General features: G+C 37.2%; 15 protein-coding genes. 14 read left to right on the plus strand and 1 reads right to left on the minus strand.

The window, feature by feature from the left end; genetic code table 11:
- The first annotated feature begins 18 nt into the window (after positions 1 to 18).
- From ACPDG9_RS04505 to ACPDG9_RS04550, 10 genes are all read left to right on the plus strand, one after another.
- On the plus strand, positions 19 to 444 hold the full coding sequence (locus ACPDG9_RS04505; RefSeq protein ID WP_430526571.1) for a DUF2147 domain-containing protein: 426 nt from the start codon (positions 19 to 21) through the stop codon (positions 442 to 444).
- A 186-nt stretch (positions 445 to 630) separates the two neighbouring features.
- Positions 631 to 1,023: a DUF2147 domain-containing protein gene (locus ACPDG9_RS04510; protein WP_430526572.1), complete on the plus strand. Its 393-nt coding sequence runs from the start codon at positions 631 to 633 to the stop codon at positions 1,021 to 1,023.
- 212 nt (positions 1,024 to 1,235) lie between these two features.
- Positions 1,236 to 1,592, plus strand: coding sequence for a WG repeat-containing protein (locus ACPDG9_RS04515; RefSeq protein WP_430526573.1), 357 nt, complete (start codon positions 1,236 to 1,238; stop codon positions 1,590 to 1,592).
- Positions 1,593 to 1,654: 62 nt separating this feature from the next.
- Positions 1,655 to 4,105: a replication restart helicase PriA gene (priA, locus tag ACPDG9_RS04520; RefSeq protein ID WP_430526574.1), complete on the plus strand. Its 2,451-nt coding sequence runs from the start codon at positions 1,655 to 1,657 to the stop codon at positions 4,103 to 4,105.
- A 273-nt stretch (positions 4,106 to 4,378) separates the two neighbouring features.
- Positions 4,379 to 4,942, plus strand: a complete 564-nt coding sequence (locus tag ACPDG9_RS04525; protein ID WP_430526575.1) for a DMP19 family protein — start codon at positions 4,379 to 4,381, stop codon at positions 4,940 to 4,942.
- 428 nt (positions 4,943 to 5,370) lie between these two features.
- The gene (locus ACPDG9_RS04530) at positions 5,371 to 5,949 is read left to right on the plus strand and encodes a helix-turn-helix domain-containing protein (RefSeq protein ID WP_430526576.1); all 579 of its coding nucleotides are present in this window, start codon (positions 5,371 to 5,373) and stop codon (positions 5,947 to 5,949) included.
- A gap of 150 nt (positions 5,950 to 6,099) precedes the next feature.
- On the plus strand, positions 6,100 to 6,441 hold the full coding sequence (rpsF, locus tag ACPDG9_RS04535) for a 30S ribosomal protein S6 (protein ID WP_002987044.1): 342 nt from the start codon (positions 6,100 to 6,102) through the stop codon (positions 6,439 to 6,441).
- 5 nt (positions 6,442 to 6,446) lie between these two features.
- Positions 6,447 to 6,743 (plus strand): 30S ribosomal protein S18, encoded by a 297-nt coding sequence (rpsR, locus tag ACPDG9_RS04540; RefSeq protein ID WP_002987043.1) that lies wholly within the window; start codon positions 6,447 to 6,449, stop codon positions 6,741 to 6,743.
- A gap of 65 nt (positions 6,744 to 6,808) precedes the next feature.
- Entirely contained in the window at positions 6,809 to 7,252 is a 444-nt protein-coding gene (gene rplI / locus ACPDG9_RS04545) for a 50S ribosomal protein L9 (protein ID WP_430526577.1), read from the plus strand.
- A 204-nt stretch (positions 7,253 to 7,456) separates the two neighbouring features.
- Positions 7,457 to 8,413, plus strand: coding sequence for a helix-turn-helix transcriptional regulator (locus ACPDG9_RS04550; RefSeq protein WP_430526578.1), 957 nt, complete (start codon positions 7,457 to 7,459; stop codon positions 8,411 to 8,413).
- Positions 8,414 to 8,447: 34 nt separating this feature from the next.
- On the opposite strand, the gene ACPDG9_RS04555 is transcribed toward ACPDG9_RS04550, so the two are convergent.
- The gene (locus tag ACPDG9_RS04555) at positions 8,448 to 8,918 is read right to left on the minus strand and encodes a DinB family protein (protein ID WP_430526579.1); all 471 of its coding nucleotides are present in this window, start codon (positions 8,916 to 8,918) and stop codon (positions 8,448 to 8,450) included.
- A gap of 159 nt (positions 8,919 to 9,077) precedes the next feature.
- On the opposite strand from ACPDG9_RS04555, the gene ACPDG9_RS04560 reads away from it, so the two are divergent.
- The 4 genes from ACPDG9_RS04560 (at position 9,078) to dapA (ending at position 13,030) form a co-directional block, all read left to right on the plus strand.
- Positions 9,078 to 9,551 (plus strand): DUF6495 family protein, encoded by a 474-nt coding sequence (locus ACPDG9_RS04560; protein WP_430526580.1) that lies wholly within the window; start codon positions 9,078 to 9,080, stop codon positions 9,549 to 9,551.
- 10 nt (positions 9,552 to 9,561) lie between these two features.
- Positions 9,562 to 11,562: an NAD-dependent DNA ligase LigA gene (ligA, locus tag ACPDG9_RS04565; RefSeq protein WP_430526581.1), complete on the plus strand. Its 2,001-nt coding sequence runs from the start codon at positions 9,562 to 9,564 to the stop codon at positions 11,560 to 11,562.
- A gap of 64 nt (positions 11,563 to 11,626) precedes the next feature.
- Entirely contained in the window at positions 11,627 to 12,139 is a 513-nt protein-coding gene (locus ACPDG9_RS04570; RefSeq protein WP_430526582.1) for a DUF6913 domain-containing protein, read from the plus strand.
- Between the two features lie 6 nt (positions 12,140 to 12,145).
- Positions 12,146 to 13,030, plus strand: a complete 885-nt coding sequence (gene dapA / locus ACPDG9_RS04575) for a 4-hydroxy-tetrahydrodipicolinate synthase (protein WP_430526583.1) — start codon at positions 12,146 to 12,148, stop codon at positions 13,028 to 13,030.
- Positions 13,031 to 13,033 lie beyond the last annotated feature (3 nt).

A 13,033-nucleotide genomic window follows, 5' to 3' on the forward strand; every position in this document is an offset into this window, starting at 1 on the left:
TTAAAACGAAAAAATATTATGAGAAATTCAATGCTTATATTCTTGTTTTTGTGGGGTAGTTTGATGACGATAAATGCTCAATCTATTGTTGGTAAATGGAAAACGTTTGACGATCAAACGGGAGATGCAAAATCGATCGTAGAGATTTCAGAAAAAGGAGGGAAATACCACGGGAAAGTAATCGAGATTTTAAATCCAGCTAAAAAGGATTCTAAATGTGAAAAATGTCCGGGAGATGATAAGGGAAAGCCAATTGAAGGGTTAACTATTATTAAAAATCTGACGAAAAAAGGAGAAGAATATTCGGGAGGAACAATTATCGATCCTCAATCGGGTAAAGAATATAAGTGTTCCATTAAAACCAATGGAAAAACGAAATTAGAAGTACGAGGGTATGTCGGAATTTCTTTAATTGGAAGAACGCAAACGTGGACAAAAATGTAAATAAAAGGCTATCTAATTTGGATAGCCTTTTTTTTGAACCTCTGAGTCAACGCACTTTGAAGGGGTGTTTTGTTAATTGTTTAGGTCTGGTCTCGAAGAGTTTGTACCTTTAGTAAGGTTGTTTCATTTTAAAAAAATAAACAAGATGAAAAGAGTACTACTTTCGCTGTTTTTTTATTGTAGGGTATGTTAAGCCTACATGCGCAACCTCAATATTCAATTGTGGGTAAATGGAAAACAAGGGATGAGCAAACAGGGAATGCCTTAGCGGTTATTGAGATTAAAGAAGACAGGGGGAAATACGCAGAAAAGATCATTGAAGTTTTTGCGGTTGATAAAAAGGATACTACATGTGAAAATTGCAAGGGAGAGGATTGGATGAAAACCTATAAAGGACTTACGGTCATGAAGAATTTAGTGAAAGAAAAGGACAATAACTATTCCGGAGGGATAATTTTTGATCCAGAAACTGGAACAGAATATAAATGTTCGTTAAAATTGGTAGGTTATAGCAAGTTAGATGGGAGTGGTGTTTCGAGTGTCTTATTTTTTAAACGATCACAAACCTGGGCGAAATAACCCTAAATAGAGAAGGCTATCTCCAAAAAGCTGACTTTTTTCTATTTGAACGAATGGGAAAGGAAAACTTTTTCTAGTGTAATTTAGGCTAAAATTCTCGAAGAGGTAGAAGTATATCGTATAGAGACTATGAAAATATGGTATAAAACCCGTATTTTTGAAATTCAGAAAATCAAAGGCTACTTGCTAGCTACTTATAAATTTTAAATCAAATGAATAGAATATTGGTGTGTTTTTTACTGTTAATAGGAACGACGAGTTGTATGACGTCAAAATCAACGCATCAACCGTATTGGTATGACAATGGACCGGATTTTGTTGTAGAAGGCATGTATCGTATTGTAGATGAAGAAGGGAAAATGGGTTTTGCCAATGTCAAAGGACAAGTGGTGATCAAACCCCAATTTGCTTTTGTATTTCCTTTCAAAAATGGTGTAGCAAAGGCTACCTTTGAAGGAAGAAGTAGAGAAGTCGCTGAATCCCGTGGAGAATATCACTATTGGGATAGCCCTTCGTGGTTTTATATTGATCAAAAAGGAAATATCGTTTCAGCTAAAACTAATAATTAATTCCTTTTTCTATTCATTGTGTAGGAAGGTTTCCACCTTCGTATTGATTAACAAGTCCAAGCATGCAATATTTTGTTGAGGTCATTGTACCTTTAGCTTTAGATCCTACGTTTACGTATCGAATCAACGATGTTGAATTTGATTTTATTCAAGTTGGAATGCGGGTAGCAGTGCCTTTTGGACGAAATAAAGTATACACTGCTTTAGTTGTTGAGAAACACCATCGACAACCTGCATTATACGAAGCAAAAGATATTCACGAAATTATAGATATTGAACCTGTAGTCACACCAGATCAGATTAAGTTTTGGCAGTGGTTAGCAGAGTATTATATGTGTACACTTGGAGAGGTGTACAAAGGAGCAATGCCCTCGCGTTTACTTTTAGAAAGTGAGACAATTATCCAGTGGAACGACAAAGTGGATTTAAAACCTGCGGATTTGGATGATGCTGAATACCTGCTGTATGAGGCCATGCAAATTCAATCTATTTTAAAATTGGATGAAATTATTGCCATTCTCAACCGCAAACAAGTTTTTCCAGTAATTAATAGTCTATTGAGTAAAGGAGCTATTTTGTTGCAGGAAGAAATGGTTGAAAAATACAAGCCCAAGCAAATTCGCTATGTGCGTTTGACAGAAGAATACACCCAAGATGATGGGTTGACGAAACTCATGGAGGTGGTTCACCGTGCAGCGAAGCAACGCGAGTTAATCTTAAAATACTTCCAATTACAAGCGACGAACAAAAATCCAATTCCCGTAAAACAGCTGATTGAAGAAGGAGAGAGTAGTCAAGCTATCGTCAATGCTTTGTTAGAGAAGGGCGTTTTTGAATCGTATTACCTCAATCACGATCGCGTTGTTTTTGATGATGCCACCTCAGATACGATTCAATTGACGGATGATCAAAGCAAGGCGCTTTGGGAGATCGAACAACAATTTAAGGAAAGAGAAGTCGTCTTGTTGCATGGGGTTACGGCATCAGGGAAGACGGAAGTCTATATAAAACTCATTGAGAAATTCCTAGCTTTAGAAGGGCAAGTGTTGTTTTTATTGCCTGAAGTTGGAATCAGCACCCAATTGGTTCAACGTTTAACTGCTTATTTCGGCAATCAAGTAGCGGTGTATCACTCGCGCTACTCACACAATGAACGTTTGGAGGTGTGGAATCAAGTTTTACTGCAATCTGAAAAAGCAAAAGTAATAATCGGAACGCGTTTGTCTGTATTCTTGCCGTTTCAAGATTTGCGTTTAGTGGTGATAGACGAAGAACACGATGCTAATTATAAGCAACACGATCCAGCTCCTCGTTATCACGGGCGTGATGCTGCTGTGGTATTGGCGATGCAACACAAAGCGAAGGTGTTAATGGGGTCGGCAACACCAAGTTTGGAGAGCTACTACAATGCTGCTCAGAAAAAATACGGTTTGGTAGAGCTAACGAAACGCTATACCAATGTAGTATTACCAGAAATTCTCTTGGTAGATATTAAAGATAAATACAAGCGTAAACAAATGACTGGGCATTTCTCTGATCAATTGATTGATGAGATTAATCAGGCTTTGTCCTTAGAAGAACAAGTGATTCTCTTTCAGAATAGAAGAGGATTTTCACCAGTGGTGGAATGTATGACTTGTGGTGCGGTTCCGGAATGTCCGCATTGTGATGTGAGTTTAACCTATCACAAGTACAGAAATGAATTGCGTTGTCATTACTGTGGGTATACTTTGCCGATGCCCAAACAATGTGTGCGTTGTCATAGCGTTGATTTGAATACCAAGGGCTTTGGAACAGAACAAGTAGAGGAAGAGTTGAACGAACTATTTCCCAATAAGCGAATTGCCCGTATGGATCAAGATACCACTAGGGGAAAATATGCCTATGAGAAACTCATCGAAGCCTTTGAAAGCAAGCAAATTGATATTTTGGTAGGAACGCAGATGCTAGCCAAAGGGTTTGATTTTGACAATGTAAACTTAGTGGGGATTATGAACGCCGATAATAGTTTGTATCATCCCGATTTTAGAGCTCACGAACGCGCTTTTCAAATGATGACGCAAATTGCAGGGCGTTCGGGTCGATTTGATAAAAAGGGAAAGGTGGTTATTCAAACGTTTAACCCCTATCACAATATCATTCAACAAGTAACCAATTACGACTATAAATCCATGTACAAAGAGCAGATGTATGAACGTCATAACTTTCAGTATCCGCCTTTCTACCGCTTGATTCGCTTAACCTTAAAGCACCGCGATTTTGAAAAATTAAGAGAGGCTTCTTTTTGGTTGTACAACAACCTCAAAGGGCAATTGGGTATTCCCGTTTTGGGACCAGAAGAACCCGCAATTAATCGCATTCGAAATCAGTATATTCGCGTGATCTTAATCAAGATCCCACAACAAGTGATGCTCAACCAAACCAAAGGACAAGTGAGACGCATCTTAAAGAGTTTTGAAGCTATTGGGGCGTATCGTTCGGTTCACGTGGTGGCTAATGTTGATTTCTATTAAATGATAGAGAAATAGGAGAGGCTGAGCTTCTCTTTTTTTTGGATCAATCGGGAAAATAAAACCAAAGCTGAGTGGAACTTAGCTAGAAAAAAGAACGAAGTAAGGAAATCCTTTGGATGCAGATCGAGTTTTCTTTACGACCTCCTTGTGAAAAGGTTGTTTTTTCTACAGCTATATCAATTAATAGGAAGGTAATGATCTTAAAAGTAAAGAAACTGCTGCTTATAGTTGGCAGTTAAATCGTACTTTTGCTTCAAGTAAAAAAGAAGTAAAATGAGTCAACCGAAAATTGTAGTGTCCCAAGAAGCGGCACAAAGTCCAGATAATTACGATATCATCTATTCAAACATTACCTTTATTAATCTAATCCGCGAAGAAGTAGAGGAAGAAGATCCAGAAGAAGATCGCGTGGACGAGATGATTCCACATGATGCATTCTTGAGCTATTATGTCGATTATTATTTATCTCAATATGAAAACGGAAATTTTTCTCAGTTTGTGTACAATACAGGTGCTGATTTAGAATTGATTGATTGGATTATTGAAGGCTTGGAAAAAATGGGAGCTGTAGCACATTTGGCTTTATTGAAAAAAAGGTTAGAGGTGCTAGAAAATATGGATGAGGTGATTTTAGAAGCTTTTATTGAGAGTGATTATTTTGGAACCAATCCAACTCGTGACCTTTTAAATGACGATACTTTTTTCAATATTGAAGAAGATTTAATTGATTTAAATGCGAATTGGTTGAAGCAACATCCAGAGCTTTTAGTCTTATCAATCGATGGAATGTACGATTACGCAGAACAATTATTGGGTAAAAAAGTAGAGCGAGAATAAAGGAGGAAGATTGTACTTTGTGCGGTTTACCTCACCGAGTTTCTATTTGTTTTGGTGTTCGATGAATATATCTCACCTAGTTGATATTTTGTTTTGGTGTTCGATGAATATATCTCACCTAGTTGATATTTTGTTTTGGTGTTCGATGAATCTACGCTACGCTCCGATTTGCACTACGTTTCGATTTTCGCTAGGCTACGATTTGTGCTTTGCAGAGAATTTACGACTTCACAAAGAACAAAGAACAAAGAACAAAGAACAAAGAACAAAGAACAAAGAACAAAGAACAAAGAACAAAGAACAAAGAGCAAAGAGCAAAGAGCAAAGAGCAAAGAACAAAGAAATGTCAGTAATATGTCGCCCTAATGACAGAAGGAAAATGGTTGTGATTCACTAGGTTTGTTCAAAATAATTTAAGGAAATTAAAGATGAATAACATTGGAGAAAGAATAAGAGAATTACGAGTAGTTAAAGGATATTCTCAAGAAGAATTAGCGGATCGATCTGGGTTGTCTGTTCGTACGATTCAGCGCATTGAAAAGGGAGAAACGGTACCTCGTGGAAATAGCTTGCAACAATTAAGTGAGGTATTACAGATAAGCGTAGAAGAGTTGTTTGATGAGCGAAAACAGATGTCGTCAACTTCGGGGATGTCTATTAGAACGATTTATTTTCTTGTGCTTTTGGGACTTGTTGTTCCTTTGGGTAATATCATTGCTCCGTTGATAGGATGGAGTATACATCGAAAAGGGAGTGATAGTTTCGATCGAGAAGGAAAGAATATCGTCTTAACCCAAGTAGTTTACACCCTATGTGTGTCTAGTCTCATGGTATATGCTGTTTTTAATACATTGGGGAATCACGAAGATTATATGTTTGAGTGGTTCATAGGTTTCGGCTTTATCTTGGTGATTTGCAATTATGGATTAGCTTTGTATAGTGGACTTAAATCGGAGGGAGAGAGAAAAATGCATATCCCTTTTTATAAAGTTAACAGTGATTACTGATTTGTTATCGGTAGATTTTCAATACGATCTCACCATTTCACTAAACAGCAAACAATAACACAAATAAATAAAAAATAAAAAAACTTTGGTTGATGTTGTATAAAGTACTATTTTTGCACTCAATTTTATAACAAAATAAATTTTTATTTTATGAATCAATACGAAACTGTTTTCATCTTGAATCCCGTTTTATCTGAAACTCAGGTAAAGGAAACAGTACAGAAATTCGAAGAATTTCTTACATCAAGAGGAGCTGAAATGGTAGCTAAAGAGGATTGGGGCTTAAAAAAATTAGCTTACGAAATCCAACACAAGAAAAGTGGTTTTTATCACTTGTTTGAGTACAAAGTTGCTGGAGATGTAATCATCAACCTTGAAACAGAATTCAGACGTGACGAAAGAGTTATGCGTTTCTTAACTGTTGCTTTAGATAAACACGCTATATCTTGGGCTGAGAGAAGAAGAGAAAAATTAAAATCTAAAAAAGCTTAATTATTATGTCAACTATTGAGCAATCTGCAAAAGGAAAAAAAGACGGAGATATCAGATATCTAACGCCTTTAAACATAGAAACAAACAAAACTAAAAAGTATTGTCGTTTCAAAAAATCAGGAATCAAATACATCGATTATAAAGATGCTGATTTCTTATTAAAATTCGTTAACGAGCAAGGTAAAATTTTACCTCGTCGTTTAACTGGAACTTCTTTGAAATACCAAAGAAAAGTTTCTGTAGCGGTAAAAAGAGCTCGTCACTTAGCTTTAATGCCATACGTAGCGGATTTATTAAAATAATATAAAAAAAACAAGTTGTTGGTTTTCAACTTAGAAACCTAACTTCTTATTAAAAGGACATCAACATGGAAATTATCTTAAAACAAGACGTTCAAAAATTAGGATTTAAAGATGACGTAGTAACTGTAAAACCAGGATACGGACGTAACTACTTAATTCCTCAAGGACTTGCAGTTTTAGCTACACCTTCTGCAAAGAAAGTATTAGCTGAAAACTTAAAGCAAAGAGCGCACAAAGAAGCTAAATTAATCGCTGATGCTAAAGTTATTGCTGAAGCATTAAAAGCAATTGAAATCAAAATCGCTGTTAAAGCAGGTGGAGATAAATTGTTTGGTTCAGTAACGAACCAAGATTTAGCTGAAGTATTTGCTAAAAACGGTCAAGAAATTGATAGAAAATTCATCGCTTCAGGTGTTATCAAACGTTTAGGTAAATACAATGCAACAGTACGTTTACACCGTGACGTAATTGTTGAAGTTGATTACGAAGTAATCGCTGAACAAGAGTAATTCACTTGAACTGATCTCAGTTCAATGTAAATATAACTTATATAAAAAGCCTTCCTTTTCAGGGAGGCTTTTTTGTATTTTTGTTCCTTTGCTTTTTTGAAGAACAATTCGATTAAAGCCGTATTTTTATTTATAACCGATAACCCATAACCGATAACCGATAACCGATAACCGATAACCGATAACCGATAACCCATAACCAAAATGGATATAAAAAAAAGATTTGATCGCATCATTAGTATATTTATTCATTTACAGTCCAAGCCAATTGTAACGGCTCAAGAATTGGCAGATCGATTTGAGGTGAGTTTGCGTACCATTTATCGGGATATTCGTTCCTTAGAGCAGGCAGGTGTGCCGTTGTATAGTGAGCCAGGCGTTGGTTATGCTATTGTTGACGGCTATAAGATTCCACCAACGTTATTTACCCGAGAAGAGGCTTTGAGTTTTGTGGCTGCGGAGAAAATTATGCAGGTCTATGTCGATCAAGAACTCAGTGATCACTTTACTTCCGCTTTGTTTAAGATGAAAGCGGTATTGCGTTCTTCTCAAAAAGCAGAAGTGTCGGGGATTTCTCCTGCGGTGGTTATGCGTTCTGATAAAACGGTTTTTAATAAGAAAGTACCGTCTGCTTTGTCTACTTTGTTCAAGAGTATATCGCTCAAACAACAAGTGCGGATCGCTTATATGGGCGGAGCAGAAACAGAAGCTACCCTTCGCGTAGTAGAACCTGTGGGAGTATTTCACGAAAATAGTTTTTGGTATTTTATGGCGTATTGTCATTTGCGTCAATCCTATCGCCAATTCCGATCCGATCGCATTCAATGGATCGAATTGCTCGAAGAATCATTTACTTTAGTTCATGGAGAATTAGAACTGTATTTACCTAGTCGCAATGTTGAGCGCAATGTAGAAGTGCGAATTTTGGTATCCAGACAAATGGCGACTTATCTGGTGTGGGAACGTAAATATTATGGATTTGTGGAAGAAATAGATCGAGGAGATCAAGTGGAAATGCACTTTAAAATGAAAGATTTAAACAATGGGTTTCCCCGTTGGTTCTTGATGTTTGCGGATCATGCGGAGGTTATGAAACCTGTCGAATTGCAAGAAAAAGTAGTGCAATTGTTAGAACAAAGTTTGCAGAAACACAAAAAATAAAGTCCTTTCACCGCAGTGAAAAGGACTTTGTTTTTTAGAACGTTTCCCAGAAATGCGGAGGCTCAATCCCCAGTGCACGTAGATATACATAAGCTTGTCCACGATGGTGTATTTCATTGTCGATGAAATAGAATACGTGTTGTTGAATCTTTAAATCATATTCTCCGAATAGGACAAAGTTATTTTGAAACTGCGCTTCCGTAAGAAGTGAAAATAAAGTGTTTATCTGGACAGTGTCTTCATCCCATTGGTTTAAAAGTTCGGCTTTAGAACCGAAGGTTGGTTTCTCGTCAAATTTGGTTATTTGATTAGATGTGATAGATGCCAAAGAGGGAACCGCAATAGCGATTAGTTCGGCACACATATGTGCGAAAGGACGCATTCCTCCGATGGTGAAATTAAATAAATCACGTTCAGGAAAAGCCTCGATTACGCGTCTCGTTAAGTTTCTTTGCCCTTGCCAGTACTGTAAAAGCTGCTCTTTTGTAATAATAACGGTGTTCATTTGTAGTATATTTTTATTTGTTATACTGCAAATGTAGGATTGGGTATTGACAACGGTTTGTCAGGAAGTTTGTTCCGTGAAATTATTTTTTGGGCTTAACGTTTCAAAGCAAAAAAATACGTTTTATAATTAGTATTTTTGTCTTTCAAAGAAATTATTATGAAGTATTCTCGTCTGACGAAAGAACAATTTGAGGAGTTACATCCGGAATTTGTAAAATTTTTAGCTGCACAGCAAATCGATAAAAATGAATGGGATAAGTTAAAAGAAGAAAAGCCAGAAGTTGCTGAACAAGAATTAGATGTGTTTTCAGACTTGATCTGGGAAGGTGTATTGACTAAAGCTCAATATTTAGAGCATTATTCAAAAAATCATATTTTCTTATTTGGGTTTGATGAGCAATACATCAATACCATTGTGATTAAAACACTCCAACAAGATATTGATTTCTTGACGCAAGAAGGGCTGCAATGGTTGTCTGAAGCTGTTTTTACCGCTGAGGTGGAAGTGAAACACGGAGGAAAGAACTTTGGTTCTGATCGCAATGCAGAGCTTTTTGACATTATTCGCCAAGGCGCAATTTTGAGTGATGGTGTGTTGTATATGCAATTTAAAGAGATGTTGAAACTGTAACTTAGGCTATATGGAAGTGAAAAGCAAAATTGAAGCCCTTAGAAAAGAATTAAACGAGCATAATTATAACTATTATGTATTAGATAATGCGACGATTTCTGATTTTGAATTTGATCAAAAATTAAAGGAATTAGAGGCTTTAGAAAAAAAACACCCTGAGTTTTTTGATGCGGATTCGCCTACACAACGCGTAGGAGGAACGATTACTAAAAACTTTGAGACTATTGTACATCGAAACAGGATGTATTCCTTGGATAATTCCTATTCACAAGAAGATTTATTAGATTGGGAAAAGCGCATTCAAAAAGTTTTGGGGGATGTTCCGATGGAGTATACCTGCGAATTAAAATACGATGGAGCCTCGATAAGCATCACGTATGAAGACGGGGTTTTGGTACGCGCGGTAACGCGTGGAGATGGTATGCAAGGGGATGATGTAACGAATAACATTAAAACAATAAAATCGGTTCCCATTCGCTTAAAAGGAACGGACTATCCCAAGAGTTTTGATATTCGCGGAGAGATCGTTTTGCCTTTTGCTGGATTTGAACGCATGAACGAAGAGCTCATTGAGATTGGAGAGCAACCGTATGCAAATCCGAGAAATACGGCTTCTGGAAGTTTGAAATTACAAGATAGTGCAGAAGTGGCTAAACGTCCATTAGAGTGTTTGTTGTACAATTTAACGGGGTCAGACTTAGGTTTTGAAACCCAATACGAAGGATTGGAAAAAGCGCGTCAATGGGGGTTTAAAGTGCCTGCGGTTTCTAAGTTAGCTAAAAGCATGGACGAAGTTTTGGCATTTATTGCACATTGGGATGTGCATCGCCATGAATTACCATATGAAACCGATGGAGTTGTCGTGAAGGTGAATTCCCTGCACGATCAAGAGGAACTTGGATTTACAGCCAAGTCTCCTCGTTGGGCGATTGCCTATAAATTTAAAGCAGAGCAAGGAGAAACCTTGCTGGAGTCGATTGTGTATCAAGTAGGGCGTACAGGGGCCATCACACCAGTGGCGAATTTAGCACCTGTGCAATTAGCAGGCACAACAGTTCGACGTGCCTCTTTACACAATGCAGATCAGATTGCAAAATTAGATATACGCGTAGGGGATTATGTCTATGTGGAAAAAGGAGGAGAGATTATTCCGAAAATTGTAGGAGTGAATACCGCTGTTCGTACCGCTGATTCTCAGCCAACAGTTTATATCACTACCTGCCCAGAATGTAATACTCCCTTGAAGCGAAACAAAGGAGAAGCACAGCACTATTGTCCAAATGTCTATGGATGCCCACCGCAAATTGCAGGTAGAATTCAACATTTTATCTCGCGTAAAGCTATGGATATTGAGGGGTTAGGAGAGGAAACGGTTGTGTTGTTGTACAAAAACGGCTTAATAAAAGATTATGCCGATTTGTATGAATTGAAGAAAGAAGATGTATTGCCTCTAGAGCGCATGGCTGAAAAATCAGCAGATAATTTAATCAAGGGAATTGAGGCATCAAAAAGCATTCCTTTCGAACGTGTTTTATATGCTTTGGGAATTCGCTTTGTTGGAGAAACCGTAGCGAAGAAATTGGCCAATCACTATAAGTCCATCGATGCTTTAGCTGTAGCACCAATGCTTGAAATGATGATGGTGGATGAAATTGGAGAGCGAATTGCGCAAAGCGTGATCGATTTCTTTAGCAAGGAGATCAACAAACAAACCATTGAACGCTTAAAAGCCTATGGTGTGCAAATGGTGTTGGAAGAGAAGGAATCAACCGTTGTATCTGACCTGTTAAAAGGGAAGACAATCGTCGTTTCTGGGGTGTTTACTCAAGTAAGTCGAGAGGAATTGAAACAGATGATTGAAGATCACGGAGGAAAGAATGGAAGCTCGATCAGTTCTAAAACGGATTATGTTGTGGCGGGTGATAAAATGGGACCTTCTAAATTGGAAAAAGCCAATCAATTGGGGATTACCATTTTGACAGAGGATGAATTTTTAGTAATGATTAAATAATTTGTTGTTAAAGTGATTCGTTTATTATTAAGCTTTTTCTAACTTTACTTCTTATCAAAGAATTATGTTTAGTACTTTCAAAAAGAAAACATTAAGAAAAGCGATCAATAAAGCTGTTTTAAAGGGATTGGAGTCGAACTTTGATTTTTCCTTAAAGACGATCGGAATATTGATTGAAAAAAGTGAAGTAGCGAAAGTGGATGAATTAATTCAAGCACTACGTCAAAATTGGGCAGCAGCAAAAGAAATACACGTTTTGGTGTATACGGGATTAACGAAGTCTAAGCAGTTGTTGGATCCTTCTTTTAGTATGAAGGACTTTACCTTGATTGGGGATTTACACAATCAGGCTGCCAAAAAATTTATGGAGCAATCTTTTGACTTGTTGATTAATTTTTACGCTAAAGATATTGTACCTTTACTATGGGTAAGTTCAAAATCGAAAGCGAAGTTTAAGGTTGGACTTGCAACAGTTAGCCCGAGAATCAATCACTTTAGTTTAGATATGCAGGAGCTTCAAGCTACGCAATATGTAAAGCATTTAATGAATTATATAACTATTTTTAAAACGAAATAAACGACTATGCAATCGCTAAAAGGTACAGGAGTAGCTTTGATTACTCCATTTAAAAAAGATAAATCTGTTGATGTTGAAGCGCTACAGCGTTTGGTAGACTACGTAACGCAAGGAGGGGTGGATTATCTTGTCGTTTTAGGAACAACTGGAGAATCAGCTACGCTAAGCACGGAGGAAAAAGAGGTGGTAAAACAGACTGTAATAAAGGCGAATGCGGGTAAGTTACCTTTAGTTTTAGGTGTTGGTGGAAATAATACTGCACAAGTATTGCACGATTTGAATCCGAATAATGTAGCCGGATTTGACGCTATCTTGTCTGTATCTCCATACTACAATAAACCGACTCAAGAAGGAATCTATCAACATTTTAAAGCGATTGCACAACAAAGTAGTTTGCCTATTTTGTTGTATAATGTACCTGGACGTACAGGAAGTAATATGAGTCCCCAAACAGTAATTCGTTTGGCGAATGAATTTTCTAATATTGTTGGAATCAAAGAGGCTGCTGGAGATATCGTTCAAGGAATGGAATTGATCAGACAATCGACACGTAAAGATTTCTTGGTGATTTCAGGAGATGATGCTATTGCTTTGCCTTTAGTGTTCGCGGGAGGAGCGGGGGTTATTTCGGTGATCGGACAAGGTGTGCCTCAACCTTTTTCAACAATGATTCGCTTGGGATTAGAAGGTAAAATTAAGGAAGCTTTTGATTTGCAATATCAAATGATGCCTATTATCGATATGATTTTTGAACAAGGAAATCCTGCGGGAATAAAAGCAGTATTGACAAAAGCGGGTATAATTGACAATGAACTACGATTGCCTTTGGTAGGGGTAGATCAAGATTTAGGACAACGTATAGAAAAAGAATTTTTAAAACTCAAAAAGTAAAAT

The organism is Myroides sp. C6-3 (genome assembly GCF_050522425.1).
Classification (GTDB): Bacteria; Bacteroidota; Bacteroidia; order Flavobacteriales; family Flavobacteriaceae; genus Flavobacterium.